This is a genomic window from Echinicola marina, assembly GCF_020463795.1.
Taxonomy (GTDB): domain Bacteria; phylum Bacteroidota; class Bacteroidia; order Cytophagales; family Cyclobacteriaceae; genus Echinicola; species Echinicola marina.
The window spans coordinates 1,732,662-1,755,731 of sequence record NZ_CP080025.1 but is presented as its reverse complement, the minus strand read 5'-3'; the positions used below and the strand labels follow the sequence as shown (position 1 = coordinate 1,755,731).

Sequence of the window (23,070 nt, the reverse complement as noted above, 5' to 3'; positions counted from 1 at the left end):
TTAAATCCTATTCTTCCAATTTATTTAGTCTGTTCAATAACAAAAAGTCCGCTAAAACTAAAGCACCCATAGCTTCCACAATCGGCACCGCTCTTGGCACTACACAAGGATCATGTCTACCTTTTCCGGAAACGGTAACACTTTCCCCTGCTTGGTTAACACTTTCCTGATCGGTCATGATGGTCGCTACAGGCTTAAAAGCTACCCTGAAATAAATATCCTCCCCATTGGAAATACCACCTTGGATACCGCCTGAGAAATTGGTTTTGGTCCTCACCCGGTCTCCATCCTGATAAAAAGCATCATTATGCTCTGAGCCTTTCATGGAAACACCATCGAAACCACTTCCATATTCAAAACCTTTCACTGCATTGATACTCAACATGGCCTTGCCCAGATCTGCATGAAGACGATCAAAAACTGGCTCTCCAAGTCCTACGGGAACATTTTTGGCTACACAGCTGACCACTCCACCTACCGTATCACGGTTCTTTCTTATTAAGTCAATATACTCGATCATTTCCTCCGCTTTTTTTGGATCTGGACAGCGAACGATGTTTTTTTCTATTTCAGAAAAATCGAGCTCTTGATAAGGTTTTTCCAATTTGATATGACCTGCCTGACTTACATAAGCATTGATTTCAATACCAAAATGCTTCAGCATCAACTTAGCCACAGCACCCGCAGCTACCCTTGCTGCAGTTTCTCTGGCACTGCTTCTTCCTCCCCCTCTATAATCACGGATACCATATTTCTCCTGATAGGTAAAATCGGCATGAGAAGGCCTGTACTTGTCCGCAATATGGGAATAATCCTTGCTCTTTTGATCCGTATTCATGATCACTATCGCTATGGGTGTTCCAGTGCTCTTCCCCTCAAATACCCCAGAAAGAATCTGACATTCATCTTCTTCCTTACGTTGTGTGGTTATTTTGGACTGTCCAGGCTTCCTTCTTTGAAGCTCCTGTCTGATAAAATCCTCGTCAATTGGCAGTCCTGCAGGACAACCATCAATTATAACTCCTAGCCCTTTTCCGTGTGATTCACCAAAGGTGCTAATCTTAAATACTCTTCCGAATGAATTACCCATTACCTCTTTTTCATAATCAGTACGGCCAGCAGAATTACTGCGCCGACCAGTAGTATATTGATAAAAGTCGAAAAATAATACTTATATCGTTGGTTTAAAAGCTTATTGTCCTCAAGTTCGATTAAATCGTATATTCCTCCCAACCTTGTCGAAGAAATGGACTGGTTGATCTTACTTTCTCCTACCACTTCCAAGACTGCCTGCGGACGTAAAGTATCATACGTTTCTCTGTCCGTATTGAAGTATATCCATTCGAAGTGATCATTCAGATCTACTTCTCCTGGCTCATTGACGGTAATATAATATTCAAACTGCTTGATACCTGTTACCCGACCTCTTCCTCGATTAATCTGCTGGCGTTCATTGGGATCATAAGTGTTCAATTTGCTCATGTCCATTTTTCGAGGAGCTTTGATGGCACTGATATTTCCTTCCCCAGCAATACCAAAATCGTAGGTTACCCCTTCGCCCGTTTCTACCTTTTTGGTCTTAAAATTTTCCCTCAACCTGAAAACACCTACGCTCACCTCATTTTTCAAAGGATGTGGTGGCAATGGCTTCACCCTTACCGTTTTGGCTGGAGCATAAAATGTTTTAAAATCCTGTTGCCTATTGTTCCCAAAGAAAGTAGGATTCTTTGCCACTTTGTATTTTATCATTTCCCAGGCTACCTGTGGCAATTCTATCTCTCCCTCATTAAAGGGATAGAAAGTGGCTTCATAGACTTTAAAACGTGTCCAATTCTTCCCATCAATGGTTACCCTTTCCGGCTGGATATTGGTAATATTAAAGTTCTCCTCCCATGCACTGGTAGGCTTGATCTTTTTTACAATCTCCTCCAGCTGTTTACCTGGCTCATAAAAGTCAAAAGGAGCCTGATTGGATGCAGACATATAAAAAGCCAAACTTACATTGAAACCTTCACCCAAATAGATCTCATCCTTATTCACATTCATGGAGAAAAATGCCTCATCATCTATCTCTACAAATTCTTGGGGTTCCTGCTCTGTCCTTCCAAAGAAATCATCAAAAGGATCCCTGGAGCGTTGGCTTTGTTGATTTTGGCTGGCATCGGTAACCATAATGGTCATTCCTTGGGCAGAAACCGGCTGACCATTGATCTGCAAGGTGAAATCTGGGAGCACAAACTGCCCCTTCTTTGTGGGACGGTAATACTGCACAATACTATTGGTGCTGCTCATCTGCCCGTTGATCACATTCATGGAAGAGGACTGGGAAATGCCCTGCTTCTGAAAGCCCGGGATCTCGGGGAATTGATCATAGGACTTTATTTTTTCATCCGAAATCGTTATTTTTATACTGAACGTTTCATTCAACCCTATCTCTTCTGGACCAAGATCAACCTTGATATCCTGTGCGAATGCTTTTGAAACCAACATTGTACAGAGGAATACTAGATTGAGGTAAAGTTTCGTTCTTTTCATAGACACATGTGCTGCTTTTAATAATGAACGCAAATTAACGAGTATATTTTAAACGCAACAAATTAGTCGTGTTGTCGTATTGAATTTAGTATTGTTTAACATAATTTAAAACCAAATGAGCCATGATTGAATATGTTAAAACCATTTTATTGAAGGTGAGTTTTGACAAAAAGCTTTTCGAGAAAGAGTTAAGGAAGGGCCTCAATATGCTTGTGCCCTCTGAGGTTCAGGAATTAAAAGTTTGGTGTTATAAGACGTTTTCAAAAATTTATTTATCCGTACTAAATAAATATTTTGTAAAACTCGCCTAGAAAAATATAGCCCCGCATTGCGGGGCTTTTTCATATCATTACTTTTTAATCTTATTATCTCAAATCATCCATGGTCACCACAGGAATATCCTTGGAAGCTAAAGCATTCATTTTCTTAAAGTCTTCCTTTGGATATTGGTATCCTTCCTCAGTAAGTGGCCAAAGCAAGGGACTCAAGTTCAACACAGTGGCCTTATACCCCTGCATAATAGCTGCCATATTGCCCGTGCCTTTGGATAATCCAGCTTCATTCTCAATCTCAAAAGGGCCTGAAAAGCCCCTTTCCTGAAGGGTATTGATAAATTTTCTCCAATCCATGCTATCACCCACACCAAAGCCAGGCAAAGTTGCTTCATAATGATGCCTGTCCCATTCATTTTGTGGGTGAGGCACTCCAGCCTTTTTGGCAAGGGTTTCATTTACCAACTGGGTAGGATACATATTACCCCAAAATGGATCTGCATTATTTCTGGTAGACTTCACATGAATACGCTTCAGCCTATCCATATCCGTATTTTTGATCACCTCCACAGGATCTGTATGTTGCCAAACATCATGGGAAGGATCATAAATTTCACCATGTGCCTTGCTCGGTATCATGGCATACATCAACTTCCTAGCGGCTAGCACCCCGGGTAGGTTATTGAAAGTCCCTGTATAACCGGCAGCCCTCCAGCCTTCCATGGGACAATTTTCATATAAAACTGTTACCCCAAGGTCTTCTGCATATTTGATAATTGGCCCAAAAACCTTGGCATACTCTTCTAGGTTTTTCTCAAAACCATTCTCTTCATTTCCCAGCTCATGGTTATAACCAACAAATGTCCCTACCTTGATATCATTGGCATCTCCCCCCATCAAATGGGCCATCCGGATCAACTTGAGCAAATGATTTTGATTCTTGATTCTTTGCGCTGGATCTCCCCCGATCAGATTATCAAATGCGCCCAAAGACATGCGCAATTTTGCCTCATTAAATTTCCCAAGGGTTGTTTTGGCGGTGTCCAAGCTGAAATTGTCATAGTCCATATGGGTGGCCACAAAATCATCTCTAGTTCCATCCTTCCTAAATACACATACATCCAATCCTTGTACACCAGTTTCCTTTGCTTTATGGATAACTTCTTCCAAACTCAACTGGTCAAAGGCTGAGGTCATGATCCAAATCGGATTATTCATATTATCTCTTTTTATTCTTAATTATTACTCAACTAAATTTAAAAAAACAAAGGCAAATGCCTTTTGACATTTGCCTTTGTTTATACTAATCGTTTTATCAGTGGAAAGTAAAACGGATAGACAGTGCTATCTCATCACCCCACCAGCCAACATTGTCTGTCAAGTTAAAAGCCGGCTTATAATCCAATGAAAGGTTGATCGGCGCATCTACAAACTTGTAATCCAAACCTATGATCCCGTCAATACCAAAGACAGTGTATTCATCATTAGGATCATCAAAAGGAGGATTACTCTTATTTCCCCATGTTCCCAAATGAGCACCACCACCATAAAACCACTTTAAGCCCCTGACTTCTCTCACATCCTTATGCACTTCATACAAGCCTGTAATCACTAGGCCTTTCCAACGGGTATGCAAAATCCCTTCAATCGCCGCATCATAACCTAGAAAATGTTTTACGGTTAACCCGTTTGTCACACCTGCTCTAAGGCCCACTCCCGTACTGTAGGTCTGGGCTTCAGCCTCTTGACTAATAACCATTATGAATACTACAACAATGGCTACAATCGCTTTTTTTAACATATCAAGTAAAATTTAGTGAAATAGATGGTTTATTTAAAATTCTATAATTCCGCTCGGTAAAATACATAAATCCAAAGCAACGTCATGTTCCTCTAATGCGGAAATGGATACCTCAGGCAAAAAATAGGACAAGCCAATTTTTAACACCTTAGGGGACAGCCCTGATAAAAACTTATCATAAAAGCCCTTTCCATACCCAATTCGGTTACCTTTCAAATCATATGCCAAAAGCGGCACAAACACCACCTCAAGCACTTCATCATCGATTTTTATTACCTCATTTGGTACAGGTATGCCCCATTCGTCCAATATAAAGGTAGTTGCTGAGTCTATTTTCACAGACATCAAATTTCCCGAATCAAAATCTGAAATAGAGGTATAGACTTGCTTCCCCTCTTTTATTAAAGATTCCAACAATAGAAAAGTATCTATCTCAAATAGCTTTTCAATGGGCAAAAATAGATGAAAATGCTGAAACCTATTTTGGGCCTCTAGATATTTTTGTACTTGATCGACTATTTTTCGGGAGTATTCTGCCCTTTTTTGAGCTCCTAAGGATTTTCTCTTTTCCTTATAGCGTCTTCTCAGCTCAGCTTTTCCTTCCATCTTGCTCCAAGATAATAAAGTTAAAATCCAAGGGATCAAAATGATGGTATAGGGAGGCGATAAAATCATTATCCGCTAGATAAAACTCCAAAAAATTATTCTTTCTTTCCTGAGGGGTTCCGCCAGGAAATAATAATTCCTTCAAATCCTGCATTTGTCTCAATGCAGTCTCTAAGTTCCTCTCTTCTGCTTTTCTCAGCTTTTTACCGAAATGTTCCAGTACTTTTACTGCCCGGGTTTTGGCCGCTTCAGAGGAAGGTTTGAGTGTGGGATCTATTTCAGCAGCCTCTTCTCCCATTTTTTCAAAAAGGGCCTTTAGCGCTTCCTTTTCCTTTTCCAAACTTAAATCTGTCCGGGAATGCTCCAAAACATATTGTTTTTTCCAATCAGCATATTCCACGAAAATTTCAGCATGTCCTAGTCCCAATGTCTTTGTCCTCCTCTGGGCATTTGCATTTAATATCATTGCAAAATTCCGGGGCATTACCATCGGAAAATCCGTTTGGTACCTATCAAACACCAATTTCAACTGCAGCCAATAGGCTACTTCAGCCGGACCTCCCAAATAGGCAATATTTGGTAAAATATATTCTTGGTAAAGGGGCCTTAAAACCACATTGGGGCTGAACTTTTCCGGATGCTCCTCCACCAATTCCAATAGTTCATTCTCTTGGAACTGCTCTCCTGTATCCAAAATCTCAAATCCTGACTTGGTTTTTACGATCCTGGAACGAAGCCCTTTGTCCAAGTAAAAAAAGTTGATTTCCCGAGGAAAAATTTGGCTTTTATACCCCAGGTTTTCCAAATTCCCTGTTTGCTCGTTCACCAAATCATTGGCCTGATTGGACTGTAAGTCATCCTTGATGACTGGTTTAAAAAGCTGTTTCAAGGCAACATCATGTCCGTCTACAATCACCAGGCCCTTATCCCCAAAGAGATAATTCACATAATACCTCACCGCTTGGGCCAAGTTCTCCTGCTCTGTATAGGCCCTCTTAAAGAAATCTGGCGCAAAGTTTAATTCCTTTAATAAGGCCTGAAGCTTTGCATCCAATTTGAAATCGCCCACCGCACCTTTTTGATCTGTTTGCCAACTATATTTCTTCCCTTCATAGGTGAAATGGTTGATTTCTTCAAAATCATGGTCCTCAGTTGCCATCCAGTAAACTGGTACAAAATGATATTCAGGGTAGCGCTGCTGGAGCTGCTCTGCCAAATTTATGGTAGATACGATTTTGTAGATGAAATAAAGAGGACCGGTGAAAAGATTGAGTTGATGGCCGGTGGTGACAGTAAAAGTCTTATTGCCTTTCAAGGCCTGTATATTATCCTGGACTTTTTCACTCAGCTCAAAACCCACATATTGTTTTTCCAAAGCCTCCTTGAGCACTGTTCTCTTTACTTGGTCAAACTTTCTTTCCTGAATAATGGATTCAAAATTTTCCAAGCTCGGATATTGATTATAAAAAGGTCGAAGTTTTTCGTCTTTTCGGATATAGTCAATAAACAATGGTGAAAACTGACCGGTACACTCCGGCTCAAGGGTGGATTTCATCATGAGTCTAAAAGATTTTGCTAGGCAATTTATGGTTTTGTGTTTTTAAACTAGAAACAAGTCATTAAAGTTCGTGATTTTTTTTAGAATTCATGAATAGGCCGCGTGCTGTTTCATGGAAATCACTTCAACTATAGTTATTATTTAAGTAAATAATCCTCGGGGCAAGCCCACGAGGCATTATTGGTCAATCGAATATTTTTAATTGATAATTGGTCTTCAGTTTTTTATATCCTTTTTCCAGCCCTTGACTCTTTACATAATTAGCGATCTTTTCCTCTGTTCCATGTTGGCCTACCGTATTGACAAAATATCCCTTACCCCAAAACTCCCCTCCCCAGAGCTGTTTTTTCACCTCTGGGCATTCTTTAAACACCTCTCGTGACACTAAACTCTTTATCTTTCTCACTATTTTGGTTATACTATACGTTGGAACCGATTGGATCAGAAAATGTACATGGTCAGCATCTGTACCGATTTCCAGAAATTTAATCTCATATCTTAGTTCTATCTGTTCACACGTCGATGTCAGAACTTTATCAACCTCTTTACTGAACACTACTCGTCTATATTTTGCTGAGCAAACTATATGGTACAGCAAAACTGATACATTATGACTCTTATGGATATACTTACTTTCTTGCGACATCGAGTCACAAGATAGTAAAACGAGGCTAGCCTCGGGGAATTTGACCCTAAGAGATTAAAGCATCTAAGTGTCAGACTGAGGGCTAGGTCCACTCTCTGTTCTTATACTCCCTATCCTCAGGAAGGCAGGAACTCAATCTGAGATCAATTTACAGAACCTTAATAAAAGTGCTTTCTCGCTTAGCTGTTTAATCATTTCAAAAATTGTATAAATAGACATTATAGCATTCTAGCTAATTTTATGTCATTAAAAGAAGAATAAAATGTCTGGAAATACTTTAACATCAAAGAAAAACGAATGGCCAGTCACAGGCATGAGCTGTGCTGCCTGTGCTACTTCCATAGAAAACACCTTAAAAAAACAAACCGGTGTCCGCTCGGCCAATGTCAATTTTGCCAATCATACCGCCATTCTTGAATTGGAAAAAAATACAGATCCCAAAGCCCTGCAAAAGGCAGTCAGGGAATCAGGATATGATATGATCATTGATAATATCGCAGAACAGGACCTAGAAGCCCTACAGCTCAAAGCCTACAAATCGCTCAAAAAAAACACCATCGCTTCAGGAATCCTAGCTTTCCCTGTTTTCGTTATAGGCATGTTCTTTCATGAAATCCCCTATGGCAATTATATCATGTGGACCCTGACCACGCCCGTTCTATTTATCTTTGGCAGGCAGTTTTTTATCAATGCCCTGCGCCAGCTGAAACACAGACAGGCCAATATGGACACTTTGGTGGCCTTAAGTACAGGGGTAGCCTATCTATACAGTTCTTTCAACACCTTTTTGCCGGAGTGGCTCAGCCAAAGAGGAATTGATCCCCATGTATATTTCGAAGCTGCTGCCGTCATCGTGTTCTTTATCCTTCTGGGAAGGATGCTGGAATCAGGCGCCAAGGCTGGCACTGGTCAAGCCCTTAAAAAGTTGATGGGCTTGCAAGCTGATGAAGTAACCGTCATAAGCGGTGGAAATGAACAAATAAAAAAAACCGCTGAAGTCGGTATTGGAGAGCTTGTTTTGGTAAAACCAGGACAAAAAATCCCTTTGGATGGAAAAATTATCTCGGGGAACAGTCATGTAGATGAAAGTATGCTCACCGGGGAACCCATTCCTGTGGACAAGCAAAAGGGCGATCAGGTATTTGCCGGCACCATTAATCAGGCAGGAAGCATCAAATTTGAAGTGGAAAAGGCCGGAGGAGACACCTTTCTGTCCCAAATTATTCAAAGGATAAAAGAAGCTCAGGGATCCAAAGCACCGGTACAAAAATTGGTAGATAAAATCACCGCCATTTTCGTTCCCATAGTGATCAGCATTGGGCTAGTGGCCTTACTGGTTTGGGGTTTTAGCGGAATAGAAGATTCATGGTTACACGGCATGTTGGCCTTTATTACGGTACTCGTTATTGCCTGCCCCTGTGCATTAGGTCTGGCCACTCCCACGGCCATTATGGCTGGAATAGGAAAGGGTGCCTCTATGGGCATGTTGATCAAAGATGCTGAGAGCCTTGAAATAGGACCAAAAATAGACACTATCTTATTGGACAAAACGGGCACGATCACCGTGGGCAAACCAGTGGTGCAGGAAATATTGATGTCACCAACACTCACTGGTGTAGAAGATGACCTAGCTATTTTCTTGGCCATGGAATCAGAAAGCGAACATCCCTTGGCTGAAGCGGTGGTGCAGTACTTAAGCAAAAGCTACCAAAAGTCGGCTATTGACAAGTTCCAATCCCACACTGGCAAAGGCGTTTCTGCCCTAAGCAATGACAATAAGCTTTATACCATTGGCCAAAAAGATTGGTTGGTTTCAAAAGGCGTGAAAACCTGTAATTGGATGGACGAATTTGAAGAACGTCATTTAGAAAAAGGAAATATAGTAATTTACCTGGCCAAGGAAAACCAATTTATAGGGATCATCAGTATTGCAGACCAAATCAAGAAAAGTTCTACCAAGGCCATCACCCAGATGAAGGAAATGGGACTGGAAGTGCACATGCTGACAGGAGACCAAGAAAAGACCGCTGCAGCATTGGCAGAAAAGGTGGGCATTGACCATTTCAAGGCCAAAATGCTCCCTGAAGACAAAGGCAATTATCTGAAAGCCCTTCAAGCCAATGGCAAAACCGTGGCCATGGTGGGAGACGGGATCAATGACAGTGAGGCACTGGCATTGGCAGATTTAAGCATTGCCATGGGAAAAGGAACTGACATTGCCATGGATGTGGCCAAAGTCACCTTGATCCATTCAGACCTACTACAAATTCCCCAAATGCTTTCCTTGACCAAAAAGACGGTCAAGACCATTCGTCAAAACTTATTCTGGGCATTTATCTATAATATCATCGGAATACCGATTGCCGCAGGCATTTTATTCCCTGCATTTGGCTTCTTATTAAATCCCATGATTGCAGGAGCTGCCATGGCCCTAAGTTCTGTCTCTGTGGTCACCAATAGTTTACGTTTAAACAGATAATTTCAACTTAATAAATAAAAACAGAAAATGATCAAACTAAAAACCAATATCAAATGTGGCGCCTGCGTCGCCACTGTCAGCCCTCAACTAGATGCATTGCCCGATTCTAAATGGGAAGTAGACCTAAACCATCCCGACAGGATACTTACGGTAGAAGGAGCTGCCAGCGAAACGGAAATTAAAGCAGCATTGGAGACTGCTGGCTACCAAGGGGAATCGATTTAACCATTCTTCGATAACCTTTTGCCAGATTTTATTAGCTTTGCGCAAGACAACTGTTTTGATATACTGTCAGCAGTTGTTTTGCGCATAAATTTAGTACCAGCATTTTCATTCAGATATCCCTTCAGCTAATTTCCTAAGAGATTTTTTGAAAGTGATAGCAACCAACCTATGATTAATTACGAGAGATTTATATTGGAGAACGGCTTACAGGTATTGGTGCATGAGGACCATAGCAGTAAGATGGCGGTGAGTAATATCATTTATAAAGTAGGTTCCAGAAATGAAGTCCCTGGAAAAACAGGCTTGGCCCATTATTTTGAGCACTTGATGTTTGGCGGCTCCAAAAATGTCCCCAGCTTTGACGGCGCCTTGGAAAGGGTAGGCGGGGAATGCAATGCCTTTACCAATACCGATATCACCAATTATTATATCACCTTGCCAGCCACCAATATAGAAACTGCTTTTTGGCTGGAATCGGATAGGATGCTGCAATTAAATCTCAGCAAAAAGACCATTGAAACCCAGCGTAAGGTGGTCATCGAGGAATTCAAGCAAAGGTATCTCAACCAACCTTATGGGGATGCCATGCACCTGCTGAGGAAGCTTTGTTATAAAAGCCACCCTTATCAATGGCCGACCATTGGAGCTGAAATTGCCGATATAGAAGGATTTACAGAAAAAGACATTCGTTCTTTTTACCAGCAACATTATGCTCCCAATAACGCTATCTTGGTAGTAGCGGGTGATGTGGACAGTGAAGACATTCTTGAAATGGCCAAGAAATGGTTTGGTCCAATACCTCCATCAGGCAAAAAGGCCAAAACAATCCCTGTAGAATGTGCACAGCAGGCAAAAAGAGTGCAAACCCACTTTGCTGATGTACCCACAGACACCTTATACAAAGCCTACCATGTCCCCGGAAGACTTCAGGAAGGCTATTTGGAATGTGATTTGATTACCGACATTCTGGGCTTCGGCCGATCATCCCTGTTGGAACAAAAACTGGTAAAAAACACTGATGTGTTTGCCTCCTGTAATGCCTATGTGCTGGGTTCTATAGACCCGGGATTAATGGTCTTTACTGGAAAAATGGAAAAAGGGAAAACTGCTGAAGAAGCCGAAAAAATATTGGACGAAGTAGTGCAGAAATTTATTGAAACCCCGATCTCCTCAGAAACATTAGAAAAGGTTAAAAACCAAGCTGAAGCGATGAAGACCTATGAATCCATTCAGCTGATGAATAGGGCCATGAACCTTGCCTATTATACCCAACTGGGCAGTCCTGATCTGTATCAAATAGAATACGATAAGAAAACCAAAATCACTGCCGAACAAATCACCGCTGCCGCCCAAAACTACATTACCGAACAAAACTCCTCTGTACTGTACTATAAAAGCAAAAAAAGCTAAAACCTGATTAAATAGTACCTGCCTAACCCCACCATGCTTTTAAAATGTCCAGCCACCTGAGCTGCTTGACTCTGGACATATTATCTTAACCAAGATTTGATCATTGCTCATGGGGACACCAAACTACCAAAGCCCTCCTGTACCAAAAATCTAAAGTAAAACCATTATCTTCACCGCATGAATAACTTTAGAATTGGATTTGGATATGATGTTCACCAATTGCAGGAAGGTTATGACTTCTGGCTGGGGGGCATTAAACTAGAACATACCAAAGGTGCCGTGGGGCATTCGGACGCTGATGTATTGATTCATGTCATCTGCGATGCACTTCTTGGTGCCGCCAACCTAAGGGATATTGGCTATCACTTTTCTGATCAAGACCCACAATATAAGGGCATAGATAGCAAAATCTTACTTAGGGAAGTGATGAAACTCATCCGTAAAGAAGGCTACGAAATTGGCAATCTCGACACCACTGTTTGCCTACAACTCCCCAAGGTAAACCCACATATTGACAGCATCAAAGCCTGCTTGGCTGAGGTGATGGAAATTCCAGAAAACAATGTTTCCATCAAAGCCACCACCACAGAAAAATTGGGATTTGTAGGTAGACAAGAAGGCGTTTCTGCCTATTGTGTAGCATTGATTTACAAAAACAGTTAAAATGGACAGAGAAATCAAACTCATAGAAACAGAGGATGGCTCACATTCACTTTATGTACCTGAATTGAATGAAACTTACCATTCCTTTCATGGTGCCTACAGGGAATCTATCCATGTTTTCTTTCTCTATGGCTTGGACCATTGGTTCATGCATAACCATGGTAAACAGCCCATACGCATTTTTGAGGTGGGCTTTGGCACAGGACTGAATTCCTGGCTAGCATTGGTATGGGCAGAGCAAAACAAGCTCCCTATGCTCTATCACACCATTGAGCCTTTCCCTATTCCAGAAGACATCTATAACAAGTTAAATTATACTTCGATAGATGAGGAAATCAGCCATTATAAAGGCTATTTTGAAGAATTGCATAAGGCTGAATGGGACAAAGGAGATGCTATTACACCTTATTTCAATATGAAAAAGGACAAAACCACACTGGAAGAAGTCAAACTTTATCCTACAGATGTGGTCTTCTTCGATGCCTTTGCTCCAAGCAAGCAGCCTGAACTATGGTCCAAAGAGCTACTTAAAAAAGTAGTGGATGCCATGAATCCTGGGGGAGTATTTGTCACCTATTGTGCCAAAGGTCAGCTCAAAAGGGATTTGGCTGAATTGGGACTTCAGGTGGAAACCTTACCTGGACCTCCAGGTAAAAAAGAAATGATCAGGGGAACTAAGCTGTAAATAAATTAAGATAGATTGCAGGGACAAGGTTAGGAATAGAACGTGCTAAAATCCCTGCAATCTTTTTGACATTTTTTATCTGTAAAACTCCATTTACTGCATTCCAATATTTTTTTCTTCTCTACTTTTTAAAGAATAATCCGGAATTTTCCTGAAGTCACTACTCATTCTGAGTCTTCTTCTTATCCGCTGATTTATAGTAAGGAACTGTTCATCATTTTTTCTAACCCGAACACCCCAAACAACATCAACCAATTGAAATTAAGATATATAATACGTATTTTAGTACTAAAACTACAAATAACAATTTAATACTTTAGCTTTTTGGTGACAGCACCTGGAGGGTAAACCAATCCCAGATCTGTAAAATTTCCTACAATAAACCATACCAAGTATATTCCTACAGGCTGCTTGGTTTATTAACTTTTAAATTATCATTCTATGAAATCATTCAATTGGCTTAACAGCATTTTGATTGCAATACTATGGATACCTTTCACATCCTGCAACCAATCAAGCTCAACCACTGAAAAAGTGGAAGAAATCGCAGAAAATATCGAGGCAATGCCTACCCCAAGCAAGAAATATGATATGTCAAAAGCATGTCATATTGTGGGTGCGGATATGTCCAAGGTATTGGTGGATACACTAGGCGTAGTAATGTATGAATTTACTATGAATCCTGGCGACTCTATTGCATGGCACGAACATCCTTATCATACCCTCTATGTTTTAGAAGGAGGAAAAGCTGCTGTCTATTTTAATGGTGGGGAAAAACAAATAATGGAATTTCCTACTGGCTACGGTATGTTAGGAGAGCCACTAGGAGATGCTGCGGTTAATATAGGAGATACCCCAATTAAGGTTCTCTCCCATGAGCTCTACTCTCTGGCTCCCTAGTTTTCTTGAATTTTCTTTCCATTTAAAGACAAAATACCCCATATAGGGTATTTTTTTATTTATACCAAATCCTTAGTTTTAGTTTTTATTCCATTGGACAGACATTACATAAACCATTTATTATCAATCATTTTAAAAACAGCCCTATGGGCAATGCTATTTAGAGGGTTGACCAAATAAAAATAACCATGACCAAGAGAGACCTACTTTTTTTCGGCCTGATCACATTAGTCTTTACCTCATGTGGACTTTCGTATTCTGAGAAAAATTTTATAAAAATCAAAGAAAAAACCGTTGATGGTGTCGAATACAGGTTCATAAACCGGCTCACATCAAAAAGTTTTAAATCTCCTTTTTCAAAGGGGTTTAAGCTAGAAAATAAAATCTCTTTCAATGGACTCGAGCATGATATCCATAAAATCATTGGTAAATCCGACTTTGAAAGTAAAATTGATCTTAAAAACCCAGAGTCATTTCAAATTGACAGTGTTTCCTTTGCCGTCAACGAATCAAAGGACAAAGTTGATTTATTTTATTACCTCAGTATAGATCATCAAACGCAATTGGTTTCCATGTACTTGGTCAAAGACCAGGATCAATGGATTTTATATTAAAAAATGCTTTTAACCTAACCCAAAAAGATGGAAAATCGAACCAAAATAAAGTCATTCTTTAATTCACTTGCTTTGACCATAACTCTTCTTTGGCGGCTCTGTGTATGTATCAGATCACTAATTTTCCAATTTGAATATACGACTCCTAAGTATGAAAGCCTAAACAATATTTTGGAGCTGAAAAACAATATAGCAGAGACACTTGGCTCTAAGGATTATATATTCAAAACTAACCATACACAACCAGTTCTATTTCTAAACAACGAAATTATCATAGAACAACTTAACCCTAAACTAGCTACTGTTCCAGATTCAGTTATGAACCAGCTCACCTCTAAAATCAAGGAAAGTTGTGTCCAATTTATAGACAATGTTGATAGTTTTAACCAAATAACACTTGTCTTGAAATGGCCCGAAAACAATATAGAAAAAAAGAAAACTTTACCTTTATAAGATTAATATTGGTCGACCTTAACATTTTTAGAATTAACAATCCTAAACTATGAAGCCCCTAAAAACCACATTCATTATTTTTTCCTCGCTATTGATTTTATCTTGCCAAACTGAAAAAAACCAGCAGTTGGAGGAAGGCTACTATCTTTTGGAGAAAATAGTCAAAAAAGAAAATAACAAGCTAGAAGATTTGGATATCCGTAGCGGAGTACTACAGGTAAAAGGCCAAGATTCCCTCATTTTTGAAGGAAATAAGAATATAGGCCAACACTTTTTTGATAATGATCATTTTAAATACCAACTGACAGGAAATAAGCTACACCTACAAAACAGTAGCTATTTGGAAAAATTTCCCCTTAGCTTTGACCAGGACAGTTTATTGCGGATTGATATCCATGACAATACCCAATTATACTTTAAAAAGCTGCAACTTGATTTGGTGGGAAAATATAGCATTGTCAGTTATGAAAGACATCCGCAAGCCAATCTGGATACGATCAGCAAATACCGTGATGAATTAACGGAGGGAATAGCCTTTGATTTCAAGGAAAACAACACCGTCAATATAAATCCGAAGGTGGCCCAATCCCTTTTAAAATATCCCAATAACACTAATGAGATCTTCGATTATACTTTAACCAATAATACTATTGTCTTTAGTAATTCGGATTATAGTTTTCAACTAGACTATACCTATGATGGCATACTCCATTTTTTCCCTGAAGACAAGAATTTCAAAAGATGGGACTTTATTAAACACCCAGCACAATAGCCTAATTGAGCTATTTCATACAACCTAAAAGCCTTCAAACGGTCATTATCATTTTAAAAAAACCATGCCCAAAACTTTTAAAAGCACCTACTCCGACCTATTACTTTTTCTAAAAAGTCCGCAAGATCAACCTAATGATGACCAATCATTTAGGCAGAATATTTCAAGTTTTATTTGGATCTTACTCATTGATTTAGTCATCGTGGCTGGCCTATCAGGTGTATTTGTGTTATTGGAAAAACTTGGAATCAATGCTTTTGAAAATCATAAACTGTTGGAGCAATTAGAAAGCCTCCCCAAGTCAAGTCTATTTTTTCTCGCCGTACTTTTTGTACCATTCATAGAAGAGCTCCTATTCAGATCCTACCTCAGGTACAAATACAATTTTCTTCTTCGGTTATTTAGCTCACTATTTTTTATAGCGGGAAAGGAAACCCAGCAAGAAATGGAAAAAAGGATCAAAAAGCTATGGTATGGAAAGTACAGATATGTTTTCTATTTCTCTGCTTTGCTCTTTGGCTTTATCCATATATTCAATTTTGGGGATTATAAACAGCTGATCTATATCTTTCCGCTCCTCACATTGCCACAAATCTCATTTGGACTTTTAGGAGGATACTTACGTGTTCGCTATGGCCTTGTTTGGAGTATCATTTTGCATGCCTTTCATAATATGATATTCCTATCGCCATTATTCCTTATGGATAATGGTACGGAGGTATTCCAAAAAGAAACTGAGGATTATTCTGTCCGTATAGAGGAAGTTTCACCTGATGGCTTACCGAAAAAGTTTTACGTAGCATTTTCTGACTCCCTTATTTTCAATAATTACCAATTAAGGAATTTAATAAGTCACTATTCAGAAGTGGACACTTGGCAAATCCAGTCAAATAATGAAAAGAAAATGGACAAGAGTTTTCTGATCAATTATAAAAACAAATTGGATTCAGGTTCAATGGATAAAACGGTCGTTGAAAATTATCTGGTAGAAAAATATCAGTTCAAGAAATCCAAAGAAGTAAAATTAACCAGTTCCTGGGAATTGTTGATTGAAGATACCCTAAAATTAAACCAGTATAAAACGGATTCCATAAAAGGGAAATATATCAAAACTGGAATAGATACAACGGCTATTTTCAGGGCACCATTGTCTGAGATTGCAAGGGCAATTCAAGGATCTAAAGATAAGCGTGTGAAAATGAAATCCAAAGTTCCCGGAAGGTTCAATATTAAACTAGCTTCTAAGGATTCAACCGCAATGAAAGAGCAATTAAGTTCTGTTTATGGCTTAAAATTAGTAAACACCAGTGATTCGGTGGAGTTTATCCGTATTGAATTTCAGTAGGGAGATTGAGTATTAATTACAAATAACAAGAGAGCAGCAATGAACCGTATAGGCTCTCTCAATTTTTATTGATTAAACACGTGAACCATGAAAAATACACTAGCCCTTATCTTTTTTATTTCATTTCTAGGCTGTCAAGGCCAAGTCCATGAAAAGTTCAATCTGGGATTTGAAAACACAAACAATACGGACCAACTATCAGAAGGCTGGTTTAAATGGGGAAATTATGATTTGGCCATGGATTCCACCCAAGTTCACTCCGGTTTGAGCGCCGGCAAAATCAGTTCAAATGAAAAGGGCAATTTTGGCTCCATAGCTTATAGAATCCCTGCTGAATATACAGGAAAGAGCATCAAACTGGAAGGCTATATGAAAATCAAGAATGTAAAAAATGGCCATGCTGGATTATTGTTGAGAATCGATCACAAAGGACAGTCTTTGGAATTTGACAATATGCAAAAACAGCAAATCTCCGGAACTGAAGATTGGAAGAAATACAGTATTTCTCTTAATTATCCTGAAAGTGCTGATAATATTTATGTGGGAGGAATATTAACAGGCAAAGGTGAAGCATGGTTTGATGATTTTAAACTGACCATTGATGGCAATAATGTTCAAACCCTTAAAGTGATTGAGAAAATAGCACCTAAGGCAGAATCAGATAATAAATTTGATAAAGGCTCTGCAATTGAAATTGCCAATCTAAGTCCTGAGAAGGTAGACAACTTAACACTTCTTGGAAGAGTTTGGGGATTTTTGAAATACCATCATCCTGAAATCGCCAAAGGAAATTTTAATTGGGATTATGAATTGTTTAGGTTCTTGCCTGATTATATTTCCTCGTCTAATGAATTAGAAAGGGATCAACTTCTAGTTGGATGGATGAACTCTATCGGAAAAATCTCACCATGTAATGATTGCAGAAATCCAAATGAAAAAGCCTTCCTGAAACCAGACCTAAATTGGATAGAAAGCCAAAGTCCAGTCCTAAAGAAAAATCTCTTATACATCTATCAAAACACCTCTAATAAAAAGCATTATTATATTGAAATGGCTCCAGGTGTGGGCAACCCAAAATTCACCAATGAAGACCCCTACCTCCAATTCGATTATCCCGATGATGGATTCAGGTTATTGGCCCTTTATAGGTATTGGAATATGATCAACTATTTTTTCCCCTACAAGTACCTTACTGACAAAGACTGGAATGAAGTGTTAAAGGAATATATTCCCATTTTCTTAAAAGCCAATAATGAATTGGAATATGAATTGGCATGCCTTCAAGTCATTGCAGAAATCCATGATACTCATGGATTTCTTTCTGGTAAAGCTGATAAATTTATGCATTGGAGAGGGGAAAACTACCCTCCATTTCATCTTCGTTTTATCGAAGACCAACTGGTGGTAACTGATTATTATAATCCAGAGCTTAAAAGTATTGCTGGATTAAAAATAGGAGATGTTATCACCAAGGTGGACGGCAAATCTATTGAAGAAATTATAAAACAAAATTCAAAATATAACCCTGCATCAAATTACACCACCCAGCTTAGAAATATTTCGGCGGATATTTTACGCTCCAATTTACCAGAAGTAGAAATCCATTATATATCTGATGATTCCAAAGAGCAATCCAAAAAAATAAAATTATACCCTAAAGACAGCCTTAATATTTACCGTTTTATCCAGAAAAGCAGCAGTAAATCTTTTAAAATGCTGGACGATAATATTGGCTATATCACCTTACAAACGATAAAAAACGAAGATATTCCACAATTAAAAGAGGCGTTTATGGATACCAAGGGAATTATTATCGATATCAGAAATTATCCATCTACTTTCGTCCCATTTAGTTTGGGATCATTTTTCGTTTCATCACCCACAGCATTTGTGAAATTGACTGGTGGCAGTGTGGAAAATCCTGGAGAATTTTCACTATCTAAAAACCTCAAAATTCACAAACAAGGAAAAACCTATAAAGGCATGGTGGTCGTTATGGTAAATGAACTCTCTGTGAGTCAAGCAGAATACACCGCAATGGCTTTTAGAGCTGGAAACAATACCACTATAATAGGGAGCACCACAGCAGGTGCGGATGGAAATGTCTCTCCGATTCAACTCCCTGGGGGACTTAGAACAATGATTTCAGGTATTGGAGTATATTATCCTAATGGAGAAGAAACCCAAAGAGTAGGAATAATACCGGACATTGAAGTAAAGCCTACTATCAAAGGAATAAAGGAAGGCCGTGATGAACTATTGGAAAAGGCCATTGAAATCATCATGGAGGAATAAAACCATAATAATATGCAAAGGACAATAGCAGTAATTCTTTTGGCATTTACCATTTTTTACTCGAATCTGGCTTTTGCCCAGTTGACCTCCGATGAGATCGATCAACTTGTGGAAGATGCCAGATCCAAACTCAATATCCCTGGAGTAGCGGTGGGGATAGTAAAGGATGGAAAAATCGTACATGCAAAAGGCTATGGCTTTAGTTCCTTAGACACCAAAAAGGAAGTAGACCAACACACTCAGTTCGCCTTAGCATCGGTTTCCAAAGCCTTTACCACTACTGCTTTGGCCATTCTGGTGGATCAAGGAAAAATTTCCTGGAAAGACAGGGTCATAGATTATATTCCTGAATTCACGATGTATAATGATTATGTCCGTGAGAACTTCATTATTGAAGATCTACTGACCCATCGAAGCGGACTGGGTCTAGGAGCAGGTGATCTGATGTTTATCCCAGATGAAAATGATTTCACCATTAATGATATTCTTTCTAGTTTTCAATATTTCAAACCAGTATCAGCTTTCAGGACTCAATATGATTATGATAATTTACTTTATATAGTAGCTGGTGAATTGATCAAAAGAGTAAGTGGGCAGTCCTGGGAAGATTTTGTTCAGACCAATATTTTAATACCACTAGGAATGGACAATTCTTTTTCATCTATTGCCAATATTCAGGACAAAAGCAACCTTGCAGCTCCTCATATAAAAAAGGCTTCTACACTCCATCCAATAGAAAATTTTAAACGAACTGGAAATGGCGCCGCAGGGGGAATCTTCTCCAATGCAGACGACTTCTGCCAGTGGATGCTCTTACAACTAAATAAAGGCAGATTCGGCAGTAATCTGGAAAAACAATTGTTTACGGAAAAGAGGCAAAGGGAAATGTGGAAACCTTATATATCCAACATCACTCAGCCCAATGAGCCTTATTTTGTCAATTTTGATGGTTATGGACTTGGCTGGGTTTTAAATGATATAAATGGACATTTTATAGCACATCATAGTGGAGGACTTCCAGGAATTAGCACACAGACCATCCTTGTCCCAGATGTTAATTTAGGTATAGTGGTCTTATCAAATAGCGCTATAAGTGTAGAGCCTATTTCCTTTACAATTTTGGATAATTACCTTGGTATACCAGACAATAACTGGGTGAATAAAATACATGAAGGACAAAATAAGAAGAGTGACGAAACTGAAAAAATTGTCCAAGAAGTTTGGGAAACCGTAGCTGCTGCGAAAAACGAAAATTTAAGTCCTGAGCAAATCATAGGGCTATACGAAGATAAGTGGTTTGGAAAAATCCAAGTATTCAATAATAAAGGCAAGCTTTGGATCAAATCACATAGATCACCAAAACTTAATGGACACTTGCAATACTATAAAGAAAACACCTTTGCGGTCAAATGGGAATATCAAGATCTGAATGCAGATGCTCTCATTACATTTTCATTAGATAAAACAGGAAAGGCTAAAAGCATAAAAATGGAAGGCATTTCACCAGATATAGATTTCAGCTTTGATTTTCAAGACCTCGATATCCAACGTATTGAATAAATCAAGAAGTGTATGAGATCATTTCAAAATATTATCAAAAGCCTCAAAACAGGCACACTTTTGGAAACAGCTTAAATTGAAGCACCTATACACTATAATGAAAAAAATAAAAATTGGCCTGCTCTCATTAGGTATACTATTAAGCCTTATTTTCACCTACTATTTCATTATCGTAATGAATGCCCGAGCAAAAACCCCGGAGATCCTTCACCATGCTTTAAGTCCAGACCAAATAAAACTGGAATTATCAGATCTAACAAAGAAACAGTTGGACGAACTCCTAAAAATACAAGATCCCAACTTTTATCATCATAAGGGCTTTGACATCAGTACTCCAGGAGCTGGAGTTACCACGATAAGCCAAGGTTTGGTAAAGCTTTTTTATTTTGAAAGGTTTAAGCCAGGAATAGCAAAAATCAAACAGAGTTTAATTGCTAGATATGCATTTGACCCCTTAACGCCAAAAGACACCATACTAAAGCTATTTATCAACCATGCTTATATGGGCCAGGGAAATAGAACGGCAATCTATGGATTTGCAAATGCAGCGGAGTTTTACTTTGACAAACCTTTCAGAGAGTTAAGCCATGATGAATATCTTGCTTTAATAGCCATGATTCGTGCCCCAAATGCCTTTCACTTCATCAATAAAAGAGAAGCCAATGATCTAAGAGTCCAAAGGATGAAACGTTACCTTTCGGGAAAATATATTCCCAAGGACAACAGTGATTTTCTCTATGATCGACAGTGAGCCTAATTAACTAAAACAAAGAAATCCAAGCAGGTAACTTTGAAAGTTATGATAATCTCACTACCTTTAAATCGTGAACGATTTAATCTTTTACGACTATTATGAAAGCAAGCTTCTTTCAAAAAATCATGCGCATCCTTCTGGGATCTTTTATGACCCTGGCAGGAATTGGGCACTTGACATTCCAACGGGAAGAATTTCAAGCACAAGTTCCCAGATGGTTACCAAATGATCCGGGATTTATGGACTTTGTGGTGCTTTCCTCAGGATTAGTGGAAATTTCTCTTGGCCTGGCCATGATCTTTCTATGGAAGCACCAGATAAAGGTAGGTATAGTATTGGCCATATTTTATGTTTTGATATTTCCAGGAAACATTTCTCAGTATACCAATGAGATAAATGCATTTGGCTTGGATACTGATCAAAAAAGGCTGATCCGCCTTTTCTTCCAACCCGTACTGATCCTCTGGGCACTTTGGTCAACTGGCGCATTAAAATATTTGTTAAACCGAAAAAAGAAATAGAAGATGACATTTTATGATTTTGAAGCTCAAAAGCTAAATGGAGAAAATGCTAGTATGAGCGATTACAAAGGAAAAACGGTAGTGGTAGTCAATACAGCAAGTAAATGTGGCCTCACGCCTCAATATGAAGGTTTGGAAAAACTGTATCAGCAATATAAGGACCAAGGCTTGATAATTTTAGGTTTTCCCTGTAACCAATTTGCCAACCAAGAAGCTGGAACATCAGACGAAATACAAGCGTTTTGTCAGCTGAATTATGGAGTAAGCTTTCCCATGTTTGAAAAAATTGACGTCAATGGTAAAAATGCCCATCCCCTCTTTAAGTTCTTAAAATCCGAACTTCCTGGGGTTATTCTTGGAAAAAAAATCAAATGGAATTTTACTAAATTCCTAATTGATGCCAATGGCCAACCTGTAAAAAGATTTTCTCCGACCACCACTCCGGAAAAAATGGAAAAAATTATCCTAGAGACCCTGCAAAAATGAAAGATGACGCTGCCTCCCTCTACTTGGAAAACCAATTATGCTTTCCGCTCTATGCTGCCTCCCGCCTTACCACCAAGGTTTATGGACCGTATCTGGACAAAATGGACCTGACCTATCCACAGTACCTGGTATTATTGGTACTTTGGCAATACCAGACCTTAAGTGTAAAGGAAATTGGGCAACGGCTTTATTTAGAATCCAATACCCTTACGCCCTTATTAAAAAGATTGGAGCAAAAGGGGCTGATCCAAAGAAAACGCTCCGCAGAAGATGAAAGGACAGTAAATATCTCCCTTAGTAAAGCTGGAAAATCCCTAAGAGAAGAAGCCCTTTCCATCCCTCAAAAAATCACCTCCTCTTTTCAAGATAATGCCATGCAAGAAGAAGATTTGGTCGAGTTTCAAAAAACACTATTTGGATTGGTGGATATCTTGGCAAAAAAAACACTTTCCATCAAAGATCTGAAAGTAAAATAGTTCACTGGTCCATC

24 protein-coding genes are annotated in these 23,070 nt (G+C 39.0%); 17 read left to right on the top strand and 7 right to left on the bottom strand.

Features of this window, described 5'->3' with window-relative positions:
* Positions 1 to 7: 7 nt before the first annotated feature.
* Both aroC and KZP23_RS07435 read right to left on the bottom strand, forming a co-directional pair.
* On the bottom strand, positions 8 to 1,090 hold the full coding sequence (gene aroC / locus KZP23_RS07440) for a chorismate synthase (protein ID WP_226335472.1): 1,083 nt from the start codon (positions 1,088 to 1,090) through the stop codon (positions 8 to 10).
* Complete coding sequence (locus KZP23_RS07435; RefSeq protein ID WP_226335470.1) at positions 1,090 to 2,535, bottom strand: BatD family protein; 1,446 nt, start codon at positions 2,533 to 2,535, stop codon at positions 1,090 to 1,092. Before KZP23_RS07435 ends, aroC begins: the two co-directional genes overlap by 1 nt.
* Positions 2,536 to 2,657: 122 nt before the next feature.
* Between KZP23_RS07435 and KZP23_RS07430 the strand changes: the two genes are divergently transcribed.
* A complete protein-coding gene (locus tag KZP23_RS07430; RefSeq protein WP_226335468.1) occupies positions 2,658 to 2,846 on the top strand; it encodes a hypothetical protein in 189 nt (62 codons plus the stop codon).
* Between the two features lie 54 nt (positions 2,847 to 2,900).
* Here KZP23_RS07430 and KZP23_RS07425 read toward each other — a convergent pair whose 3' ends face one another.
* The 5 genes from KZP23_RS07425 to tnpA form a co-directional block, all read right to left on the bottom strand.
* Positions 2,901 to 4,025, bottom strand: coding sequence for a sugar phosphate isomerase/epimerase family protein (locus KZP23_RS07425; protein ID WP_226335467.1), 1,125 nt, complete (start codon positions 4,023 to 4,025; stop codon positions 2,901 to 2,903).
* A gap of 97 nt (positions 4,026 to 4,122) precedes the next feature.
* The gene (locus KZP23_RS07420; RefSeq protein WP_226335466.1) at positions 4,123 to 4,608 is read right to left on the bottom strand and encodes a hypothetical protein; all 486 of its coding nucleotides are present in this window, start codon (positions 4,606 to 4,608) and stop codon (positions 4,123 to 4,125) included.
* Positions 4,609 to 4,641: 33 nt separating this feature from the next.
* Entirely contained in the window at positions 4,642 to 5,214 is a 573-nt protein-coding gene (locus tag KZP23_RS07415) for a 5-formyltetrahydrofolate cyclo-ligase (protein WP_226335465.1), read from the bottom strand.
* The gene (bshC, locus tag KZP23_RS07410) at positions 5,198 to 6,772 is read right to left on the bottom strand and encodes a bacillithiol biosynthesis cysteine-adding enzyme BshC (protein ID WP_226335464.1); all 1,575 of its coding nucleotides are present in this window, start codon (positions 6,770 to 6,772) and stop codon (positions 5,198 to 5,200) included. Before bshC ends, KZP23_RS07415 begins: the two co-directional genes overlap by 17 nt.
* A 184-nt stretch (positions 6,773 to 6,956) precedes the next feature.
* Positions 6,957 to 7,418, bottom strand: coding sequence for an IS200/IS605 family transposase (gene tnpA, locus KZP23_RS07405; RefSeq protein ID WP_226332611.1), 462 nt, complete (start codon positions 7,416 to 7,418; stop codon positions 6,957 to 6,959).
* A gap of 262 nt (positions 7,419 to 7,680) precedes the next feature.
* Here tnpA and KZP23_RS07400 point away from each other — a divergent pair, with 262 nt between their 5' ends.
* From KZP23_RS07400 to KZP23_RS07325, 16 genes are all read left to right on the top strand, one after another.
* Entirely contained in the window at positions 7,681 to 9,897 is a 2,217-nt protein-coding gene (locus KZP23_RS07400; RefSeq protein ID WP_226335463.1) for a heavy metal translocating P-type ATPase, read from the top strand.
* 27 nt (positions 9,898 to 9,924) lie between these two features.
* Complete coding sequence (locus tag KZP23_RS07395) at positions 9,925 to 10,122, top strand: heavy-metal-associated domain-containing protein (protein ID WP_226335460.1); 198 nt, start codon at positions 9,925 to 9,927, stop codon at positions 10,120 to 10,122.
* Between the two features lie 168 nt (positions 10,123 to 10,290).
* On the top strand, positions 10,291 to 11,532 hold the full coding sequence (locus KZP23_RS07390; protein WP_226335459.1) for a M16 family metallopeptidase: 1,242 nt from the start codon (positions 10,291 to 10,293) through the stop codon (positions 11,530 to 11,532).
* A 177-nt stretch (positions 11,533 to 11,709) separates the two neighbouring features.
* Complete coding sequence (gene ispF / locus KZP23_RS07385) at positions 11,710 to 12,195, top strand: 2-C-methyl-D-erythritol 2,4-cyclodiphosphate synthase (RefSeq protein WP_226335457.1); 486 nt, start codon at positions 11,710 to 11,712, stop codon at positions 12,193 to 12,195.
* 1 nt (position 12,196) lies between these two features.
* The gene (gene mnmD / locus KZP23_RS07380; protein ID WP_226335456.1) at positions 12,197 to 12,880 is read left to right on the top strand and encodes a tRNA (5-methylaminomethyl-2-thiouridine)(34)-methyltransferase MnmD; all 684 of its coding nucleotides are present in this window, start codon (positions 12,197 to 12,199) and stop codon (positions 12,878 to 12,880) included.
* Positions 12,881 to 13,321: 441 nt separating this feature from the next.
* On the top strand, positions 13,322 to 13,780 hold the full coding sequence (locus KZP23_RS07375) for a cupin domain-containing protein (protein WP_226335454.1): 459 nt from the start codon (positions 13,322 to 13,324) through the stop codon (positions 13,778 to 13,780).
* 188 nt (positions 13,781 to 13,968) lie between these two features.
* Entirely contained in the window at positions 13,969 to 14,394 is a 426-nt protein-coding gene (locus KZP23_RS07370) for a hypothetical protein (RefSeq protein ID WP_226335452.1), read from the top strand.
* Positions 14,395 to 14,421: 27 nt separating this feature from the next.
* Complete coding sequence (locus KZP23_RS07365; protein WP_226335450.1) at positions 14,422 to 14,847, top strand: hypothetical protein; 426 nt, start codon at positions 14,422 to 14,424, stop codon at positions 14,845 to 14,847.
* A 49-nt stretch (positions 14,848 to 14,896) separates the two neighbouring features.
* Positions 14,897 to 15,619, top strand: coding sequence for a hypothetical protein (locus KZP23_RS07360; protein WP_226335449.1), 723 nt, complete (start codon positions 14,897 to 14,899; stop codon positions 15,617 to 15,619).
* Positions 15,620 to 15,683: 64 nt separating this feature from the next.
* On the top strand, positions 15,684 to 16,964 hold the full coding sequence (locus KZP23_RS07355) for a CPBP family intramembrane glutamic endopeptidase (RefSeq protein WP_226335447.1): 1,281 nt from the start codon (positions 15,684 to 15,686) through the stop codon (positions 16,962 to 16,964).
* Between the two features lie 87 nt (positions 16,965 to 17,051).
* Positions 17,052 to 19,259 carry a S41 family peptidase gene (locus KZP23_RS07350; protein WP_226335446.1) on the top strand — a complete coding sequence of 736 codons (2,208 nt, stop codon included), beginning with the start codon at positions 17,052 to 17,054 and terminating at the stop codon, positions 19,257 to 19,259.
* Between the two features lie 12 nt (positions 19,260 to 19,271).
* Positions 19,272 to 20,819 (top strand): serine hydrolase, encoded by a 1,548-nt coding sequence (locus KZP23_RS07345; RefSeq protein ID WP_226335445.1) that lies wholly within the window; start codon positions 19,272 to 19,274, stop codon positions 20,817 to 20,819.
* 97 nt (positions 20,820 to 20,916) lie between these two features.
* On the top strand, positions 20,917 to 21,570 hold the full coding sequence (locus KZP23_RS07340; RefSeq protein ID WP_226335444.1) for a transglycosylase domain-containing protein: 654 nt from the start codon (positions 20,917 to 20,919) through the stop codon (positions 21,568 to 21,570).
* Positions 21,571 to 21,671: 101 nt separating this feature from the next.
* On the top strand, positions 21,672 to 22,094 hold the full coding sequence (locus tag KZP23_RS07335) for a DoxX family protein (RefSeq protein WP_226335443.1): 423 nt from the start codon (positions 21,672 to 21,674) through the stop codon (positions 22,092 to 22,094).
* Between the two features lie 3 nt (positions 22,095 to 22,097).
* Positions 22,098 to 22,580 carry a glutathione peroxidase gene (locus KZP23_RS07330; protein WP_226335442.1) on the top strand — a complete coding sequence of 161 codons (483 nt, stop codon included), beginning with the start codon at positions 22,098 to 22,100 and terminating at the stop codon, positions 22,578 to 22,580.
* Positions 22,577 to 23,056: a MarR family winged helix-turn-helix transcriptional regulator gene (locus KZP23_RS07325; RefSeq protein WP_226335441.1), complete on the top strand. Its 480-nt coding sequence runs from the start codon at positions 22,577 to 22,579 to the stop codon at positions 23,054 to 23,056. The genes KZP23_RS07330 and KZP23_RS07325 overlap by 4 nt, the downstream gene beginning before the upstream one ends.
* Positions 23,057 to 23,070: the final 14 nt, after the last annotated feature.